The sequence below is a fragment of the Arcobacter defluvii genome (genome assembly GCF_013201725.1).
GTDB classification, from domain to species: Bacteria; Campylobacterota; Campylobacteria; order Campylobacterales; family Arcobacteraceae; genus Aliarcobacter; species Aliarcobacter defluvii.
The window spans coordinates 2,312,746-2,332,024 of record NZ_CP053835.1; the positions used below are offsets into that span (position 1 = coordinate 2,312,746).

The following is a 19,279-nucleotide window of genomic DNA, read 5'->3' on the forward strand; positions in this document are numbered from 1 at the left end:
ATCCTCCCTATATATATATTTGCTTATGCAAATGCTATTTTAATGCTACTGTGTTAATTATTCGTTTGTGTTTTTTAGGGATTTTAAATGTTGATTTTATAACCATTTACTCTATTTGAAACGATAATATCATTTCCTAGAATTTGTCTAAGTTTATGTATATGAAAACGGATTACACCATTTTTATTATTACTATTAGCAGGATAAACTCCATTTTCTAAATTTTCAGAAGAGACAAATAAGCCTCTAAATTTAAGTAAATAATCTAAAATCAAAAGAGGTTTTTCTCCTAAATGAACTTCTGTTTTATCAATCAGGATTTTTTTATGAAATATTTCATATTCGATATTTTTTCTTATATGAATAGAATCTGAATAAATTTTGAATTGTCTTCTAATAAGTGCTTTTATACGCAATAAAATCTCTTTTTCATCTATATTTTTTATAATACATTCATCACAGCCAGATAAAAAAGACGGTTTAATAATATTTGGAATTGAAGCTATAACCATTTTCATAGTCATATCATGATATTCATTTAATAATTGAATTAACTGAAATCTAGGAAGAGATTTTTCATTTATATTTATTAGATATAAATCATATAAATTATTATAAATACACTCCAAAAATTCACTATTATTACTACAAATATCTACTGAAAAATCATTATTTCTTAAAATTTCTATAATTTGAGAAATCGAATTATCACTACTTTCTAAAACTAAAATTTTTAATACCTTCAACAACTCTCTCCAATTTTACGATTAATAAAATTGTAAAATAAATCTATTAATTATCTGTTAGTTGAAATAGTATAGAATCACAAAAAAATTATATTTGGGAAAAAAATGATAAAACAAGCACAAAAAGATAATATTACAAATATTTCAACTCTTATTTTTGATGCAATTCATAATATTGCAAATACACTAACTGGTGAAAATGAAGAAAAACAAATACTAAAAACTTTAGATTTTTATATAACAATGGATATAAATAGATTAAGTTATAACAATATATACACTTATGAAATAGAAAATCAAATAGTAGGATTATTACTTGCTTACAATTCAAATAATATAAAAAAATTAGATAGCCCAATCTTAGAACATCTAAAAACTAAAAATATTTATTTAGATTCATTTGAAAAAGAGTGTTTTGAAGATGAGTTTTATATAGATACAGTTAGTGTTAATCCAAACTTTCAAGGACAAGGAATAGCAAAAAAACTTTTTGTTTATATAGAAGAAAAAGCAAAAGAGTTAGGTTTTGAAAAAGTTTCTTTACTTGTTGATTTTGAAAATCCAAAAGCTTTAGCTTTATATGAAAAAATAGGATTTAAAAAGAACACTATCTTAGAAGTGGCAAACCATAATTATCATCATATGATAAAAATGGTTTGAAATTAAGATTTAAAAAACTTTAGAATTTAAAAGTAAAAATAAAGCTAAAATAAACATAAAAATTGGAGCAGCTATTTCTAAAATATTTGCAAATATTTGTGATTTATTTGATACTTTATTAAGAGTTACTCCTAAAAAAGATGAAGCAAAAATCACTGTTGCCATTCCAAGACTTATGCTTATACTTGCCAAAATTACTGCAAAATATGTTTTTAATAAAAAAGCATAAACAAAAAGCAAAACTGTTCCAGGACAAGGTATTATTCCAGCTGTTAAAACAAAAATCAAATCTTGTTTTTTACTTCTTTTTGTATCTATTATTGGTCTATTATGACTTGTTTTTACAAAATTTATATTTTGTGGATTTAGTGAAAACTTTGTAGTTTCTAAAGGCACACTACAAGAACAACAAGAACATGATTTTTTAGTTAATTTTCTATATAAAATATATAAAGCTAAAAGCATTATAATAACTGCACAAAATGCTGTTACATATGAAATAGAATCTTCCATAAATCTATTTAAAACACTTTCAAGCACAAAAACAGAAAATAAAACTAAAATCAAAGCTCCAATAATATGAACAAAAGCAGTAACCAATGAAATAACAAAAGCTTCAAAATAAGAACTTTTTTGTGAAGAAAAATATGAGAAAGCCAAAGCTTTTCCATGACCTGGACCTAAAGCGTGAATTGCTCCATATAAAAATGAAGCCATAAGTAAAAATATCAAAGCAAATTTGTCACCATTTTCTATATCAACTAAATATTTTTTTATATTTAAAACAAATTTATCTAAAATATTTTCATTTTTTATTTGCTCATTTTTAACTTGTATTATTTCTTCTTTTTTTTCATTTTTAATTTCTTCAACTTTAGGAAGTAATACTTTTTCTTCTATTTTTTGTTCAGCTAAAGATGGAGCATTTATAGTAAAAATAACTTCATTTGTATTTGTCTGTTTTGATATTTTATAAGGTATATAAAATAATTGTTTCATATCTTCAAAAACAATCAAAAAATAACTCATATCATCAAAAATTTTTATTGTTAAGATGTTTTTATCATAAATTTTATAATTTAAATCAATATTATATTCAAAATTTAAAATGGAATTTTTGTAAGTTAATTTGTAATTTTTTACTTTAAAAGGTAAAGGTTTTTTATCTATTTTATTATCATAAGAGATTGTAGTTAAGAAATTTTTTGGTTCTATATAATCAATCAAAGATTGTTGAATTAAAGCTAATTCTTTTTCTTCAAATTTTCCATCTAAATTCAAATCATAAATTTTAAATAACTCTTCTTGAAACTCTTTTGCAAAATTCCAATTTACTTTTAAAGTTTTTATATACTCTTTATCAGCTTTTATTTGAGTAGATACATGAGTTCTTGGACTATAAATAGAACATAAAGAGCATCCAAATAGGATACTCTTAAATAACAAAAATATTATAAAATATCTAATCATTTATAACTATTAGCTATTTCATTTGCCGTTTTTAATAAATCTTTTGACCAGTTTTCAGATAAAGGGTCAATTGCTACAACATTTGCTCCAATATTTTTAGAGATTGTTTGTGCACTTTTTTGAGAAAATTGTGGAGAAACAAAAACTATTTTTATGTTATGTTTTTTAGCTTCTTCTATTAACTCAACTAATTCATTTGGTTTTGGCTCTTTTCCTTCAATTTCAATAGAGATTTCTTCAATTTCATATCTTTTTGCAAAATATCCCCAAGAAGGATGGAATACCATAAATGCTTTGTCTTTATATGGAGCTAAAATATTTTTAATATCAGCATCTAAAGTATCAAGTTCTTTTAAAAACTCTTCATAATTTGTTTTATAAAAATCACTATTTGCTGAATCAATTTTTACCATTGCTTCATAAATATTTTTTGCTTGAATTTTTACTAAAATTGGATCTAACCAAATATGTGGATCTAATCCAGTATGGTCATGTCCATGTTCTTCATGCTCATCTTCGTCATGGTCATCATGTTTCGCTTCATGTTCGTGTTCATGTTTTGCTTCATGATTAGCTTCTTCATCGTGATGTTCATGTTTTGCCATTTCTATTTTTTCAATTCCAATTGTTGTATCAACAAATAGAGTATTTTTTGCACTTTGTTTTAATTTTTCTAACCAAACTTTTTCAAAAGAATCTCCAATTAAAAAATATGCTTTTGAAACAACTAAAGATTTCATTTGAGATGGTTTTGGTTCATAATTATGAGGAGAAGCTCCTGGTTTAACCATTACATTTATCTCATATTTATCTTTTACAATTTTTTGAACAAAATATTTTTGAGGTAAAATATTTACAGTTAATTCTGGCTTTGAGGCATATAAAAATGAACCTAAAGCAATGAATAAAAATATAATTCTTTTCAAATTTTTTCCTTTACTATTTTGCAACCAAGTTGCAATTTTTTTGTAATTCTAATCTCATTAATCTTTAATGCAACTTAGTCGTAAAACTAATTTTAAAAAAAAATTGCTATAATCTTAACTATGAATATATTAGATAATTTAACAAACATTACAAATATCAAGCTTACAAGTGCTAGAAAATCTATTTTAGAACTTTTAGTAAATTCAAATAAACCTTTATCTTACGAAGATATGAAAGATTATATTTCTATGGATAAAGCAACCTTTTATAGAAATATTACTATTTTCGAAGAGGAAAATTTGATAAGTTCTTTTGAATCAAATGATAAAAAAAGATACTTCGAAATTAAAAAAAATCAACACTCTCACTTTATTTGTTCAGAGTGCTCGAAAATTGAGTGTATTCATGAAAAATTAGATTTTGTTATGCCTGGATATAAAATTGAAAATATTATTATCAAAGGTATATGCAAAAATTGTATGGAAGGAAAAGAATGATAAAAAAGTTTTTAGTAATTGAAGATTTTATTTCAAAAGAAGCATTAAGTGGAATTATTCTGTTTATTGCTACTGTTGCAGCTGTTATTGTTGCAAATTCAAGTTTAGGTCAAGCTTACTATGATTTATGGCATATGCCTTTAGGTATAACTTTAGGTGATAGAACTATTTCTATGAACTTAACTTATTGGATAAATGATGGGTTAATGGCTCTATTTTTTCTTATGGTAGGACTTGAAATAAAAAGAGAAATGATAATAGGTGAACTTTCAAGTGCAAGTAAAGCCTCTTTTCCAATCGTTGCTGCAATTGGAGGGATGGTAATCCCAGCTTTGATTTATGTTGCATTTAATAGTGAAAATCCAATGGGATTTGGTATTCCAATGGCAACAGATATTGCATTTGCTTTAGGTATCTTAATGCTTTTAGGAACAAAAGTAAATCCTGCTGTTAAACTATTTTTAGTTGCCCTTGCTGTTGTTGATGACTTAGGTGCTGTTTTAGTAGTTGCAACCGTTTACACAAGTGAAATTAAATTTGAATATTTTTTACATGCAGGAATTGCATATGGACTTATCTGGTTTTTAAATTACAGTGGTGTAAAAAAAATCTTACCATATCTAATTTTAGGAATATTCTTATGGGTATTTATCCATGAAATTGGAATTCATGCGACAATCGCTGGAGTTTTATTAGCTTTTGCTATTCCAATTAGTTCTAAAATAGATGAAAAAGAGTTTATTCAAAAAACAAGAGATTCAGTAGATGATTTTGAAAAAAACATAGATGAAATTCCTATTTTAAATCATCATCAAACAGATGCTTTAGAAAGTATTGCTTATGGATACGATAAAGTTCAAAATCCATTAGTTAGACTTGAGCATAACCTGCATGGTTTATCTGCATTTTTTATTATGCCTTTATTTGCATTTTCAAATGCAGGAGTTTTAATAGACTTCACAACAGTTTCAGCAAATCTAATGATAGTTTCAGGAGTTGTTTTTGGATTATTAATTGGAAAACCAATAGGTATTTTTGGTTTTACTTATCTTTTAACAAAATTAAGAATTATTAAAAAACCTGAAAACATCTCTTGGTTTGAAGTAATTGCAGTTGGTTTCTTAGGTGGTATTGGATTTACAATGTCAATTTTTATCACTCATTTAGCTTTTGTTGATGAAGGAATTATTGCTGCTGTGAAACTTGGAATCTTCGGAGCTTCATTTATAGCTGCTGTATTTGGTATTTTATTAATTTTAGCAAGTAATAGAAAAAAATATAACTCTTAAAATTAGAGAATTAGGCAAATTTTATAGAGTTTTAATCTAACTATTTTCTCTTTTATTCTTATATAATCAAAAAAAACATAAAGGATAAAAGATGAAAATAGCACTTATTACTGGTGCTAGTAGAGGTTTAGGAAAAAATATGGCTCTACAACTAGCAAAAAAATCTTATAATATAATTTTTACATACAATAATTCAAATAATGCTGCTTTAGAAGTTATAAAAGAAATAGAGAGTTTTGGGCAAAAAGCATTTGCAATAAAACTAAATACCTTAGAAGTAGACTCTTTTGATATTTTTGTAGAAGAATTTAAAAATTGTCTAAAATTAAATTTTGATACAAATTGTTTTGATTTATTGATAAACAATGCAGGAATCGGAATAAATAACTCTTTCGAAAATACAACTCTAAAAGAGTTTGATGATTTGATGAATATACATATTAAAGCACCATTTTTTTTAACTCAAAAACTACTTCCATATATCAAAGATAATGGAAATATCTTAAATATTTCAACAGGGCTTACAAGATTTAGTTTAGATGGATTTTGTGCTTATGCAACTATGAAAGGAGCGGTTGAAGTTATGACAAAGTATCAAGCTTTAGAGTTAGGGAAAAGAGGAATAAGTGTAAATGTAATAGCACCTGGAGCAATTGAGACTGATTTTGGAAATGGTGTAGTTAGGGATAATGAAGAAATAAATAAATTAATTGCTTCTAAAATTGCTTTAGGAAGAGTTGGTGTTGCAAATGATATTGGAGAAGCTGTCGCTAATTTAGTTTCATCAGAATGTAAATGGATAAATGGACAAAGAATAGAAATTTCAGGAGGAATGTGTTTATAAATGAAAGATTTACTTGAAGAGTTAAAAAACTTAGTTTTAAAAGAGAGTTTGATTGAGGGAATTAATACTACAAATATTCCTTCAATGATAATTTTCAAATCTTCAAATATAACAAAAGAGTTGCAAACAGTTTATGAACCATCACTATTTGTAATTTTACAAGGAGCGAAGATTGTAACTATTGGAAAAAAAGTTATAACTTATGATAACTCCTCTTTTTTAATCTCATCTACATATCTTCCTATTTCAGGAAGAATAGTAAAAGCTTCAGAAAATGAACCCTTTTTATCTTTTAAAATCTCTTTTACTTTAGAAGAGATTTTTGAAGCAATAAAAGAGTTTTCTATTACTTTAGATAAAAATAAAAGCTCTTTAGCCCTTTGCTCATATAAAATAAATGAAGAATTATTGGATACAGTTTTTAGACTTTTTAAACTTTCTAAAAAAGGAAAAGATATAGAAACTCTTTTAAAAATGTATAAAAAAGAGTTACTTTACCATTTACTTATCACTAATAAAACTATTGAACTTTTACAACTTAGTTTTATTGAAGGAAATGCTTATAAAATTTCAAAAGCTATCTCTTTTATGAATAAAGATTTATATGAATCTTTAAGTGTAGAAGAGATTGCAAAAAGAGTAAATATGAGTGTTTCTAACTTTTTTAAATATTTTAAAACTTTTACAGCATTAACTCCTTTGCAATATAGAAAAATACAAAAACTTCAAGAAGCAAGAAGATTGATGATTACACAAAATATGGATATTTCAGGAGCTGCTTTTCAAGTTGGTTATCTAAGTAACTCCCAATTTAGTAGAGAATATACCTCTTATTTTGGTATAAATCCTAGTTTAGATATAAAAAATATTAAAAAAAGTGGTATTGCCTTATTTAATACATAGCTAAAATTTTCTTCCATCATAATAATTAAAAAGATAAAATTTTAATCAATTCATCTTTTTCTTTCCATTCATTTATAACTTCCTTAGAAAATACTACTTTTTTGATGTCTAATTCAATTAACTCCATATCTTCTCTAAAAGCTTCTGCATAGCCTGTTTTAGTTTCATGCACTCTCACGGATGTTACTAAAACATCCCCTTCTGCATTTGAAAAAGTTGTGTGTTTTAGAATATGGTCAATAAACTTTAAGAACATTAAACTATAAGATTCAGCACTTGGTGATACTGGCATTTCTATCCAACGTTCACTATTAGTTTTAAAAAAGTTTTTAAACTCTTCTTTTTCTTCACTCCACATTGAATAAGCATGGTCAAAAGAGTCTATAATATTTTCAATATGTTTTTTTGTTAAACCAAAATCTAAAATCATATATCCATTATCCAACTTATTTGAAGTAAAAAATACTTCAACAATATAAGAGTGTCCATGAATTGACTTTTTACATCTATTTGTAGAGCAGTTTCTCACTATATGAGCACCTTCAAATTTAAATTTTTTTCTTATAATCATCTTCTTCTCCTTTGAATAAATTATTTATTCAATACTCCAACGCAAAGTTTTACCAGCAAACATTGGAACTACTTGTTCAGTTTCATTACTATAAATTTCAGGAACTATAAAATCTTTTTTGATTAAATTAACTTCTTTTTTAATAGGCATTAGATTATAAATTCTTTGTGCATTTAAACTTACAAAATTATTTAGATTGTCTAATTTTTCATGCTTTTCAAATAATTCTGTTAAAACTTGTAGTGCTATTGGTGAAGAGAAAATACCTGCTGCACCATCTGCTGCTTCTTTGTTATTTTTTGGATGTGGTGCAGAATCTGAACCAAACATTATTTTAGGATGAGCGTCTAATACAACTTTTAATAAAGCATCTCTATCTTCATATCTTTTAACTATAGGTTTACAAAACAAATGTGGATTTAATCCTCCACCAGCAACATCATCAAGGGTTAAAAGAAGATGATGAATTGTAACTGTTGCATATAAGTTTTCATATTTATCCAGTAAAGTTACTGCTTCTTTAGTTGAGATATGTTCCATAATTATTTTAAGATTTGGGAAATTTATTGCTAAAGATTCATAAATAGGTAAAAACTCTTTTTCCCTATCCATTACAAAACCTTTTGTTTCTCCATGTACACACAAAGGTATGCCTAATTTACTCATTGCTTCAAGAGTTGGTCTTAAAATTTCAACATCCATTGAAGATACACCAGTTTGGGAATTTGTTGTAACACCAAAAGGATAAAGTTTTACTGCAATTATCTCATCTTTTATATCTTCTAAAAATGAATATGTATAATCTACTTGAAAAAATATCGTAAGATAAGGATTAAAATCATCATCTTTACAAGCTTCTTTTATTCTTTTTTTATATGATAAAAGAGCTTCTTTTGTAGTAATTGGAGGAACAAGATTTGGCATTACAAGTGCTCCTACAAAATCTTTTGATGTTTTAGAAGCTACAAGTTTTAACATCTCATCATCTCTTAAATGAAGATGCATATCTAAAGCAGAATTTATAATAAATCTTTCCATATTAAATAATTTCCTTTTTTTATTTTGGGCATTTTAACTAAAGAGTTTTTAAATGCAACTAAGTTGCATTTAAATCTTATTTGCTAATATTTCAATAAAAAAAGGGAAAAAATGAGAAAAATGCCTTTAGATATTCTTGAAGCTTGGATGAATGCAATTAATACTGCTAATATAGAAAAACTACTTAACTTATATGATGATCACGCTGTATTAATTCCTACATTTTCAAATAGATTATTAAATACACCAGATAAATTAAAAGATTATTTCGAAAAATTAGGTAGTAGAGAAGAACTAAGTATTGCCCTTCATGAAAAAACTGTGATTTCTCAAGAAATTCAAAATCAAATTTTTTCATTAAGTGGTATTTATAATTGGAGATTTGCAGTTGATGGTGAATTACTAAACTTTGAAGCTCGTTTTAGTTATGTTTTAGATATTTCAAGACCTAAGCCTATTTTACATCACCATTCATCACAAATACCACGTATGTTATAAAGTTTAAATAGGTATTAATTTATTTAATACCTAAAACTCTTTTCATAAATAAAGAAGCTGTTAAATCCCCTGTTACATTTATTGTAGTTCTGCACATATCTAATATTCTATCGACTCCTAAAATAAGTGCTATTCCTTCAAGTGGAACTCCAATACTTTGTAAAATTGTTGCAAGTATTACAATACCAACTCCTGGAGTACTTGGTGTTCCAATTGATGCTCCAACAGTTGTCAATGCTAAAATAACCAATTCAAAAAAAGATAAATCTATTCCAAAAATTTGAGTTAAAAAAACTGCTGCACTTACTTGATAAAGTGCTGTTCCATCCATATTTATAGTTGCACCCAAAGGTATTACAAATTTTGAAATAGTTGGAGGTATATTTAGTTTTGTTTCTGCTGTATTAATTGAAAGTGGCATCACTGCAGCCGAACTTGAAGTTGAGAAAGCCATAAGTTGAACTTCTTTTATCTTTCCTAAAAATTGAAATGGTTTCATATTTGAAGAGAGATAAACTATAATTAAATAAAAACACAAAAGTAATATCAACCCAAAAAGTACAGTTAAAATATACATAAACATTGAAGAAATTGCTTGAAAACCTATTTTTATTGTTATATTACAAATAAGTCCAAATACTGCATAAGGAGCTAGTTTCATAGCCCATTCTACTATTTTCATTGAAAAAGCTTGAATTGATTTTGATAAATCAACCAAAGGTTTTGATTCCTCTTCTTTTAGATTTAAAAGAGCAACTCCAACAAAAATAGCTAAAACAACAAAAGCTAAGATATTTCCTGCAAGTTCTGCTTTTGCAACACTTACAGGTATTAAATCTACTATCATATCTGGAATTGATATATTTTGTATTGTTTTTGCTACTTGAGTATTTGCTACACTCATTTGAGATATTACTTCTTTTGAAACATACGAACCGGGATTAATTATAGTTGTATTTATTATCCCTAAAAACACTGCAACTAATGTAGTTAAAATAAAATAAGGGAAAATAAAAAATCCCAATTTTTTTAAAGTTTCGACACTTTGAGCACTTACAATTCCTAAAATTATAGAACTAACAACTAAAGGAATAACTATCATTTTTATTAATGCTAAAAAAATATTTCCAATCAAAGCTATCCATGGAGCTAACATAAAAGAAAGCTTTTCATCTACCATTGCAAATGCACTTGGTGATAAAAATAAACCTAAAATCAAACCAAGAATCATTCCAACAATAACTTTAAACCATAATTTCTTTAGCATCTTAATCCTTTTTTATTTTATAAAATATCGAATATAAAACTGGTGTAAAAACCAAAGTTAAAATAGTTGAAACCATTAAACCAAATATTATAGAAATAGCCATTGGTTCCCACATAATTCCACCACTATACCATAAAGGAACAAGTCCTAAAACAGTTGTAAGTGTTGTTAAAACAATCGGTCTAAATCTACTAATACTAGCTTCAATTATAGCTTTATATGGTGAAAAACCATTCTCTATTTCTTCTATTTTTATTCTTTCAAGTAAAACAATTGCATTATTTATAACTATTCCAGAAAGAGAGATAATCCCTAGAAGAGTCATAAAACCAAAATATGAATTTGTAATAAATAATCCATAAGAAACTCCAATTATTCCCAATGGAATTGAAGTTAATATAATCAAAGGTTTTTTTATTGAATTAAACTGCGCAACCATCAAAAGTAAAATTGACATAAAAGCTATTGGAAGATTTACAACTATTGAATCATTTGCTTTTCCAGAAGCTTCATATTCTCCTCCAAACTCATAATAATATCCAAGTTCAAAAGATTTTGAAAACTGCTCAAGCCAAGGTTTTATCTCTTCAAAAATCAAAAGTGCATTGTAGCCATCTTCTATTTCTGCTCCAACTGTTATTGTTTTTAACCTATCTCTTCTTATTATATTTGATTCTTCATAAACTACTTGTATTGTTGCAACTTGAGATAAAGAGATATTTTTTCCACTTGTTTGAGAATATACATTTACTGTTTGCAATCTATTTATATCATCTTTTGTCTCTTCATTTGAACGAAGAATAATAGGAATCAATTTGTCATCTTTTCTATAAGTTGCCACTTCAAAACCACTTAGATTTGTTTGTAAAGAAATAGCAATATCAAGATTTGAAATACCTTCTTTTAAAGCTTTTGCTTCATCAATCTGAATGACTAATTTTTTATTTCTAATTCCCCAGTCATCAACAATATTTTTAACTCCTTCAAATTTAGATAATTCTTGTTTTACTTTTGAACTTAATTCAAAAAGTTTATTAGTATCTTTTCCACTAATTCTTATTTCTATTGGTTTTTTAACTGGCGGTCCCATTGCTAAAGTTTTTGCATTTATTTGCATATCTGGGAATTTTGATTTTGCAAAATTTTCTATATCTTCTTCAATTTTTGGTAAAACTTCAGTATCTTTTGTATTTACCAAAATTGTACTATATTCACTACTTGCCAACTCTTGTTCATAAGACAACCAAAATCTAGGTGCACTTTCACCAATAAAAGAGACAAAATTTATAACTTCATTATCACCATCTTTTGATGACATATATTTCTCTTTTATATATTTTTCTATAACTTCAACATTCTCTTTTGTAGTCTCTATTGCTGTTCCTATTGGAAGTCTAATTTCAGCTGTAAATGTCGATTCCGTTGCTTCTGGGAAGAATTTTTTTGGTACAAAATCTAATACTTTCAAAGAACTAATAAACAATAAAACAACCACAATAACAATAGCTACTTTATGATTTAGTAAAAGATTTAAGAAATATCTATAAAATCTAATCGCCCTACTCTGTTTTAACTCTTTAGTTAAATCTTTTTTCATAAAATATTTACTTAAAACAGGCGTTAAAGTAAGAGCTAAAACCCATGAAGATAAAAGTGTAATTGTCACAACTTTAAATATAGAGTTTGTATATTCTCCTGTACTTGATTTAGCTAAAAAAATTGGTAAAAAAGCTGCTGAAGTTGTAAGAGCTGATGTTAAAAGAGGTATTTTTAACTCATTTGCACTTTGAATTGAGGCCTCAACTACATTTTTTCCTTTTTGCATCAAAACCATAATTGATTCACTCATAACAATTGCACTATCAACAAGTAATCCTAAAGAGATAATTAAAGCTGCAAGTGAAACTTGATCTAACCAAATATCAAAAACTGACATAATTATAAATGAGGTTAATATCGACATTGGAATTAAAAAAGCTACTATTAATCCAGTTCGTAAACCCAAAGAAAAAAGCATTACTAAAATAACAAGCACCATAGCTTGAAGAAGATTATTCACAAAATTATTTATAATATGGTCTACAATTTTTGGTTCATTAAATAATCTATCAAGTTTTACTCCTAAAGGAAGTTTATCTTGAACTTGTTTTGTCAAAATATCTATCTCTTCTCCAAGCTTGATAATATCACCATCTTTTTTCATAGAAATTGCTAAAATAATCGAATCTTTACCATCTTTTTGAACTACCAAAGAACTTGGATTTTTATAATCAGATTTTATATTTGCAATATCTTTTAAATAGACTTTTTCTCCCGTATTTAAAGGAATTATTGTATTTGATATTTGTTCTATATTTTCATAATTTCCAGATGGCTCAATAGATAATCTACTTGATTCTATTTTGATATTTCCTCCAGAAAGTACAATATTTTTACTCTCTAAAATATTTTTTAAATAACTAGCACTTAAATTCAATCTAGCTAATTTTGAGTTATCAAATTCAACATAAACAACTTGAGGTTGTATACCAATAATATCTATTTTTGCAACATCATTTAATCTTAAAAAAACATCTTTTGTATCATTTGCAATATCTTCAAGTTCGGCTTTACTCAAACCATCACTAGAAATAGAAATCAAAGAACCATAAACATCCCCAAACTCATCATTTACTATTGGTTTTAAAGCGCCATCAGGAAGTTCTCTTGCTCCATCATCTACTTTTCTTCGTAAACTATCCCAAATTGGACGCATATTTTTATGTTTTTCCAAAATATTTACAAAAATGATAGAAACACCACTTTTTGAAGTTGATTTAATAAAATCAATTTCACTCATTTCTTGAATCTTTTTTTCTAATTTATCAGTTACAAGTTGCTCTATTCTTTTTGCACTTGCTCCAGGGAAATATGTCACAACTGTTGCAGTTCTTATTATAAATCCAGGGTCTTTTGCTCTTGGCAAATCTAAAAAAGAGAGAATTCCATAAATAAAAATTAAAATAGCAAAAACAATAGTTACTTTGTCATTTTTTAAAGCAAAGGAAGTAATATTCATACTATTGTCCTAACTCTTTTTCATTTCCTATAACAACAACCATACCTTCAAAAACTTCACTCATTCCAGCTTTTAAAACTAAATCATTTTCATTTAAACCACTTATTACTTCATATCCTTCTTTTTGTAAGTTACCAACTTCAATATTTTTTCTATTTATAAAATATTCATTAGCTTTTTTTTCTATCCTATAAACAAAGTAACCATCTTTATCATTTAAAACAGAATTTGAAGGTATTAAATAGACTAATTCTTTTCCTTTTTCTTCAAAATTAAAATAAACATCTGCTGACATCCCTACTTTAATCAAAGGATTTTTTTCTTCTAGTTTTACTATTACTAAATATGTTTTTTCATTTGAAGAAGCAACTTTTGATATTTCTGAAATTTTTGCATTTACAACTATATTTATTGAATTAAAAAATACTTTTACAAAATCCTCTTTTTTAATTTTATTTATAAATATTTCTGGAACATGTATTCTAACCTCATCAACAAACTTATCACTTACCAAAACTATTGGTGTACCAACTGCTACATTTTCATTTTCATTTACAAATTTTGCTCCAATTACTCCATTTATCGGAGAATATAACTCTGTATAAGATAGTTGGAGTTTTGCATATTCTAACTCTTTTTTTATATTTTCAACTTTTGCTTTATTTGCTTCAAAAGAACTTCTAGCATTATCAATATCACTTACACTTGCATTTTGATTTATATATAATTTCTTTACTCTTTCATAAGAATTTTTTGCATTTTGTAAACTAGCTATTGCTTCACTTAATGCATAATTTACTTGAGAAACTTTTAATTCATAAGGTTTAGAATCAAGTTTAGCAATCAAACTATTCTCTTTTACTTCATCACCAATTTGTATTTTAAAATAGTTCAAATTTCCTTGGACTTTAAAACTAAGTTTTGTTTCATTTGAAGAAGAAGCAACGGCATTAAAAATTCTTTTTTCTAAATCATCTTTTATTGTAGGTTTTACCACAAAAACTGATTTTTTACTCTCTTCTTTTTTAGCTTCTTCTTTCTTTTGACAAGCTGTAAAAAAAAGTAAACATCCAATTAATAAAATTTTTATCATTATGATTCCTTTGTTACTTTTAATATTTTTTTCTCTAAATTATCTTTTTTGTTTATATCGATTAAAATATCAATATTTCCACTAAAATAGTAGATTGAACTTAAATCAATCAAATAATCAATTATTGAAATATTTTCATTTAATCTTGAAACTATATAAGCATTTTGAGCATCTAATAAAGAAATAATATTTTCATTTCCCATTTTATATCTATCTTGAATTAGTTCAAAATTCTTTTGGGCAAACTCTTGAGCTGTTTTTGAAAAAGATATTTTTTCATAAGATTTTTTTAAAGAATCATAGTTTTGTTCTACATTTTTTTCAATCAGATTTTTTATTTCATTATATTGAAGTTTTAAATTGAGTAATTCAACTTCATTTTTTTCAATATTTACAGATTTTAATCCACCTTCATAAATAGGTAAAGTTAAATTTATAACTGCTTGATATTCGTCATTATCCCAATATCTAGTAGTATTTGAACCTTGCGCATATCTATCTACAATTTTTCTTGCATTTCCTTCAAAAGCAATAGTTGGTAAATATCTTGAAGCTTTGTTCATCTTATATTCTTCATTTTTTGCAACTATTAAATCATGTAATTGTTTTAACGTAGAATGAGAATAAATAATCTCATCTAAAAATAACTCTTGTACTTTTTCATTTGAAATAAAATTTATTGAGTCTTGATTTAAAATTTTAAAAATTTTTGATTCCATTCCATAATCAAAAAAAGAGAAATTTTTATTTATTTGTAAAAGATTTGCTAACTCTATTTTTAAAGAATCTAATTCTTTTATAGAGTTTGCTAATTCTATATTTACATTTGCTAATTCACTTTCCCATCTATAAATATCACTTCTATCTTGAACACCTATTTCTACTCTTTGTTTTGCAAAACTTAGATTTTGTTTGATAAAATTTTGTTTGATTTTCATAATATCATTATGATTATTTGCTTTTATAATATTTAAGTAGGTTAACACTACACTGTAAAAAACTTCATCAACTTTTGCCTTAACACCATTTTTATTTGATTTTTCAAGTAATTCTTTGATTTTTATATTTTTTATTACTTTATCTGAATAAATCAGTTGTGTTAGTTTTACACCAACATCAACTGTCCCTTCACTATACAAACCACTACTGTATTTTGCCCTATCACCATCTATTTGAATTAGATTTGAATAAAAATCAATTTGTGGTTTATAGTTAGTTTTTGATTCATCAACATCTAATTTACTTAATTTCATACTATTTAAACTTTGTAAAATTTGAAGATTGTTCTGTTTAGCTAAAGAAAATAAATCTTTTAAATCTATATTATTTTCACTTTTTATCTCTTGTTTTTTTTCTTCAAGAAATTCATTTTCTAAATGTAAATATTTATTCTTTTTATTCTCTTTTAAATATTCAAAGATAATCAAAGCACTAGCTCGTATTAATTTACTTTCATCATATTCTGAATATATATGATTATAAGTCAGTATAGAATTTGAACTATTTTTTAACTTCTTTGTCTCTTGTAATAAAGAAAAATCATAACTTTCTAATTTAGTTTCACAAGAATCTTTACAAATATCTATTTTGAAATTTATTTTATCATCACTTGAAAATAAAGCTTTTGTTTCATTTTTTATCTCTTTTACATATTTTTCAGAATTAACATCAACTAAAAAATTTAACTCATAACTCTTTGCATAAGAATTACTTGAAAATAAAAAAAATAATGTAGTTAAAAAATATTTATTCACAAAAATCCTTTAATAAAATCTCTTCTATATCTTTTATTGATTTATCATTTAAACTTTTTGATGTTAAATAAGGTTTGATAAAAAAGTAAATATTCAGAGAACCTCTTCTTACATTTTTTCTTAAGTCATTTGATAAAAGATTCCAATATGATAAATTATTTGTTGAAATTATCCAAGAATTACTCACTAAAAAATTCTTTTCATGCTCTTCAATATCTTTTATATAACCATATTTTATTTGATGATTTAATAGTTGTTTTATAAGTTTTATTTCATTTTTTAACTCATCTTCCATTATTTTTCTAAACTTTGGGAAAGAGATAAGTAATAAATTCATTTCTAAATGTAAAAATCTATAATTATAATCTGTTTCTAAATTATCTAATAAAAAATTCTTAAGTAAGAAAATTTCATCTTTTTCATAATTTAAATTTTTCATTTCTTTGAAAATAATATTCATATAATCAATAAATATTTCAATTAAAATTTCTTCTTTATTTTTAAAATAATAATACAAATTACCAATACTAATTCCTAATTTATCAGCTATATGCCGTGTTGAAGTGTTTAGACAACCTTTTTCATTAAAAAGATTTATAGAAGTTTCAATAATTTTTGATTTTGTAGTTTTCAATTTTTACCTTTTAGAACAATTGCTCTAATATTAGAACATTTGTTCTAAATTAAGACTTAAAAAAAAAGGTAGTAAAAACTACCTTTTTAAAATTTTTATAAAACTTTAGCTTTTACTTCATCTTTACCAATAAATTCTTTATCATTTGCATTTTTTACAACTCTATTTGCTATTGTCAATGTACTTTGAGCAACATTTTTTGTTTGCATAGCAACATTTGCATTTTGTTGTGTTTGTTGATCAAGTTCTGTAACTGCACCATTTATTTGTTCAATTCCTGCAAGTTGTTCTTTTGATGAATTTTCTATATCTTTTATTAAATCCATTGTTTTTAAAATGTTTTCATTAAGATTATTATAACCAAGAATCATTTTATCAGAGATTGCTTTTCCTTCATTTGCCTTATTTGTAGCATTTTGTACTAAATCTTTTATTTCTTTTGCAGCTTCAGCACTTCTATTTGCTAAATTTCGCACTTCTTGTGCAACAACTGCAAAACCTTTTCCTGCTTCTCCTGCTGTTGCTGCTTCAACAGCTGCATTAAGTGATAAAATATTTGTTTGGAATGCAATTTGGTCTATTACAGTTATTGCTTCATTTATTGCATTTACTTCTTTATCTATTTCATTCATAGCTTCTGTTGTTTCACTTGCTAAAGATTGACCTTCATTTGCAGATGATGTTAAATCATTTGCATATCTTGACATCTCAATAACTTTATCATTATTACTAGCAATATTTGAAGTTATTTCTTCTAAGGCTGCTGCTGTTTCTTCAAGACTTGCAGCTGCTTGAGTTGAAGAAGAACTTAATGTTTCAACATTTGACATCAAAATATTTGAACTATTTTGTAAAGTTAATCCATTTGATTTGTTTTCAACTAACATATCATTTATCAATTTTGTTACATTATTTAAAGCCAAAGGAATTTTTCCATTATCATTATCTATAGAATTTCTAAAATCTAATTTTCCAAAACTATCTAAAATTTCTAAAATTTTGTTTGTATCTTTTCCAACAATTTCATTTAATTTTTCAAGCATTAGATTCATACTATTTCGTAATTTTTCAAGATTTTCAGATTCAACTTTATTTTCTAATCGTTTTGTTAAACTTCCTTTATTTACCTCAACTACAACTTTTCCAACTTCTTGTAAAAACTTCTCATCACTTTCTATAATGTTTTTAGTTTTTATTATATTTTCATTTATGATTTTAGACATTTTTCCAAACTCATCTTTTACACTATCATCTAAAGTTTCTACAGTGTTTGTTTCTTTATTTAGATAAGTAAAAAATGACAATAATCCCGATTGGAAAATATTAATTGAATTTGAAATTCGAGTAACTAAAATAGCAAAAATCACTAAATTTACTATTATGATTATAAGTCCTAAAATAACTAGATTTTTTTGAGTAAAGTCTATTGTTTTTTCTATTTCTATAGATTTCTCACTATTGATTTTAAAATTTAAATCAATCCATTTTGCTAGTTTTGTAGTTAATTTTTCAGCAAAAGGATCAAGTTCTTCCATGATTTTATTTCCCTCAGAAGGACCAAATTTTACATATGTATTCGCCATTTTAAAGCCTACTTCGTAAAATTTATTAAAATCATTTTTGAACTCGTTTAAATCTTTTACTAAAATTTCATCTTTATTTTTATATTCAGCTATCATTTTATCTAGCAATTCATTTGCTTTTAAAGAATAATCTTTTGCTATATTAAATCCATCATCAAATCCTTCTGCTCCTCTTGTAGCAGAAACATCTGTAAGCCATTGTTGCACTTGAGTTACATCTTTTTGTAATTCTAAAAAATTAAATACCGTAGGTAAAATCTCTTTTTCTTTCTCTTTTACTCTATTTTCAACAGAAGATAATAAAAAGATATTAACTACTAAATTAAGCAAAGAAATTAGAACTATTAAAATCCCAGATAAAACTAATATTTTCTTAATAGAAAAATTTTTGAACATAAAACCCCTTAAGAGCGAAATAAGGGCGGAAGACTATAATAATTTTTCTTA

General features: G+C 25.4%; 17 protein-coding genes. 6 read left to right on the plus strand and 11 right to left on the minus strand.

What is annotated here, in order from left to right; all coding sequences use genetic code 11:
* Positions 1-83: 83 nt before the first annotated feature.
* Positions 84-746 carry a response regulator transcription factor gene (locus tag ADFLV_RS11540; protein ID WP_014474927.1) on the minus strand — a complete coding sequence of 221 codons (663 nt, stop codon included), beginning with the start codon at positions 744-746 and terminating at the stop codon, positions 84-86.
* 105 nt (positions 747-851) lie between these two features.
* On the opposite strand from ADFLV_RS11540, the gene ADFLV_RS11545 reads away from it, so the two are divergent.
* A complete protein-coding gene (locus tag ADFLV_RS11545; RefSeq protein ID WP_129011952.1) occupies positions 852-1,406 on the plus strand; it encodes a GNAT family N-acetyltransferase in 555 nt (184 codons plus the stop codon).
* Between the two features lie 9 nt (positions 1,407-1,415).
* Here the strand turns inward: ADFLV_RS11545 and ADFLV_RS11550 are convergent, their stop codons facing one another.
* Positions 1,416-2,876, minus strand: a complete 1,461-nt coding sequence (locus ADFLV_RS11550) for a HoxN/HupN/NixA family nickel/cobalt transporter (RefSeq protein ID WP_129011951.1) — start codon at positions 2,874-2,876, stop codon at positions 1,416-1,418.
* Positions 2,873-3,802, minus strand: coding sequence for a metal ABC transporter solute-binding protein, Zn/Mn family (locus ADFLV_RS11555; RefSeq protein ID WP_014474930.1), 930 nt, complete (start codon positions 3,800-3,802; stop codon positions 2,873-2,875). Before ADFLV_RS11555 ends, ADFLV_RS11550 begins: the two co-directional genes overlap by 4 nt.
* A 120-nt stretch (positions 3,803-3,922) precedes the next feature.
* Between ADFLV_RS11555 and ADFLV_RS11560 the strand changes: the two genes are divergently transcribed.
* From ADFLV_RS11560 to ADFLV_RS11575, 4 genes are all read left to right on the plus strand, one after another.
* On the plus strand, positions 3,923-4,300 hold the full coding sequence (locus ADFLV_RS11560) for a Fur family transcriptional regulator (protein ID WP_014474931.1): 378 nt from the start codon (positions 3,923-3,925) through the stop codon (positions 4,298-4,300).
* Positions 4,297-5,589, plus strand: a complete 1,293-nt coding sequence (gene nhaA, locus ADFLV_RS11565; protein WP_014474932.1) for a Na+/H+ antiporter NhaA — start codon at positions 4,297-4,299, stop codon at positions 5,587-5,589. The genes ADFLV_RS11560 and nhaA overlap by 4 nt, the downstream gene beginning before the upstream one ends.
* Positions 5,590-5,680: 91 nt before the next feature.
* Positions 5,681-6,433, plus strand: coding sequence for an SDR family NAD(P)-dependent oxidoreductase (locus tag ADFLV_RS11570; protein WP_129011950.1), 753 nt, complete (start codon positions 5,681-5,683; stop codon positions 6,431-6,433).
* A complete protein-coding gene (locus ADFLV_RS11575; RefSeq protein ID WP_129011949.1) occupies positions 6,434-7,336 on the plus strand; it encodes an AraC family transcriptional regulator in 903 nt (300 codons plus the stop codon).
* A 25-nt stretch (positions 7,337-7,361) separates the two neighbouring features.
* Here ADFLV_RS11575 and ADFLV_RS11580 read toward each other — a convergent pair whose 3' ends face one another.
* On the minus strand, positions 7,362-7,907 hold the full coding sequence (locus ADFLV_RS11580; protein WP_129011948.1) for a 6-pyruvoyl trahydropterin synthase family protein: 546 nt from the start codon (positions 7,905-7,907) through the stop codon (positions 7,362-7,364).
* A gap of 24 nt (positions 7,908-7,931) precedes the next feature.
* The gene (gene pyrC / locus ADFLV_RS11585; RefSeq protein WP_129011947.1) at positions 7,932-8,945 is read right to left on the minus strand and encodes a dihydroorotase; all 1,014 of its coding nucleotides are present in this window, start codon (positions 8,943-8,945) and stop codon (positions 7,932-7,934) included.
* A gap of 111 nt (positions 8,946-9,056) precedes the next feature.
* Here pyrC and ADFLV_RS11590 point away from each other — a divergent pair, with 111 nt between their 5' ends.
* The gene (locus ADFLV_RS11590) at positions 9,057-9,443 is read left to right on the plus strand and encodes a nuclear transport factor 2 family protein (RefSeq protein WP_041654872.1); all 387 of its coding nucleotides are present in this window, start codon (positions 9,057-9,059) and stop codon (positions 9,441-9,443) included.
* A 19-nt stretch (positions 9,444-9,462) separates the two neighbouring features.
* Here the strand turns inward: ADFLV_RS11590 and ADFLV_RS11595 are convergent, their stop codons facing one another.
* The 6 genes from ADFLV_RS11595 to ADFLV_RS11620 all read right to left on the minus strand — a co-directional run bounded on the left by ADFLV_RS11595 (position 9,463) and on the right by ADFLV_RS11620 (position 19,228).
* Complete coding sequence (locus ADFLV_RS11595; RefSeq protein ID WP_129011946.1) at positions 9,463-10,710, minus strand: dicarboxylate/amino acid:cation symporter; 1,248 nt, start codon at positions 10,708-10,710, stop codon at positions 9,463-9,465.
* A gap of 1 nt (position 10,711) precedes the next feature.
* On the minus strand, positions 10,712-13,768 hold the full coding sequence (locus tag ADFLV_RS11600) for an efflux RND transporter permease subunit (RefSeq protein ID WP_129011945.1): 3,057 nt from the start codon (positions 13,766-13,768) through the stop codon (positions 10,712-10,714).
* A 1-nt stretch (position 13,769) separates the two neighbouring features.
* Complete coding sequence (locus ADFLV_RS11605; protein WP_129011944.1) at positions 13,770-14,861, minus strand: efflux RND transporter periplasmic adaptor subunit; 1,092 nt, start codon at positions 14,859-14,861, stop codon at positions 13,770-13,772.
* The gene (locus tag ADFLV_RS11610; RefSeq protein WP_129011943.1) at positions 14,861-16,615 is read right to left on the minus strand and encodes a TolC family protein; all 1,755 of its coding nucleotides are present in this window, start codon (positions 16,613-16,615) and stop codon (positions 14,861-14,863) included. The genes ADFLV_RS11605 and ADFLV_RS11610 overlap by 1 nt, the downstream gene beginning before the upstream one ends.
* Entirely contained in the window at positions 16,608-17,249 is a 642-nt protein-coding gene (locus ADFLV_RS11615) for a TetR/AcrR family transcriptional regulator (protein ID WP_129011942.1), read from the minus strand. Before ADFLV_RS11615 ends, ADFLV_RS11610 begins: the two co-directional genes overlap by 8 nt.
* A 95-nt stretch (positions 17,250-17,344) precedes the next feature.
* Positions 17,345-19,228, minus strand: a complete 1,884-nt coding sequence (locus tag ADFLV_RS11620; RefSeq protein WP_129011941.1) for a methyl-accepting chemotaxis protein — start codon at positions 19,226-19,228, stop codon at positions 17,345-17,347.
* Positions 19,229-19,279 lie beyond the last annotated feature (51 nt).

Bases quoted from the DNA above. Each gene is read 5' to 3' on its own strand.
- ADFLV_RS11560 (WP_014474931.1), top strand. From the start codon at position 3,923: ATGAATATATTAGATAATTTAACAAACATTACAAATATCAAGCTTACA.
- ADFLV_RS11580 (WP_129011948.1), bottom strand. From the start codon at position 7,907: ATGATTATAAGAAAAAAATTTAAATTTGAAGGTGCTCATATAGTGAGA.
- nhaA (WP_014474932.1), top strand. From the start codon at position 4,297: ATGATAAAAAAGTTTTTAGTAATTGAAGATTTTATTTCAAAAGAAGCA.
- ADFLV_RS11550 (WP_129011951.1), bottom strand. From the start codon at position 2,876: ATGATTAGATATTTTATAATATTTTTGTTATTTAAGAGTATCCTATTT.
- ADFLV_RS11595 (WP_129011946.1), bottom strand. From the start codon at position 10,710: ATGCTAAAGAAATTATGGTTTAAAGTTATTGTTGGAATGATTCTTGGT.
- ADFLV_RS11545 (WP_129011952.1), top strand. From the start codon at position 852: ATGATAAAACAAGCACAAAAAGATAATATTACAAATATTTCAACTCTT.
- ADFLV_RS11600 (WP_129011945.1), bottom strand. From the start codon at position 13,768: ATGAATATTACTTCCTTTGCTTTAAAAAATGACAAAGTAACTATTGTT.
- ADFLV_RS11605 (WP_129011944.1), bottom strand. From the start codon at position 14,861: ATGATAAAAATTTTATTAATTGGATGTTTACTTTTTTTTACAGCTTGT.
- ADFLV_RS11590 (WP_041654872.1), top strand. From the start codon at position 9,057: ATGAGAAAAATGCCTTTAGATATTCTTGAAGCTTGGATGAATGCAATT.
- ADFLV_RS11570 (WP_129011950.1), top strand. From the start codon at position 5,681: ATGAAAATAGCACTTATTACTGGTGCTAGTAGAGGTTTAGGAAAAAAT.
- ADFLV_RS11620 (WP_129011941.1), bottom strand. From the start codon at position 19,228: ATGTTCAAAAATTTTTCTATTAAGAAAATATTAGTTTTATCTGGGATT.
- ADFLV_RS11575 (WP_129011949.1), top strand. From the start codon at position 6,434: ATGAAAGATTTACTTGAAGAGTTAAAAAACTTAGTTTTAAAAGAGAGT.
- pyrC (WP_129011947.1), bottom strand. From the start codon at position 8,945: ATGGAAAGATTTATTATAAATTCTGCTTTAGATATGCATCTTCATTTA.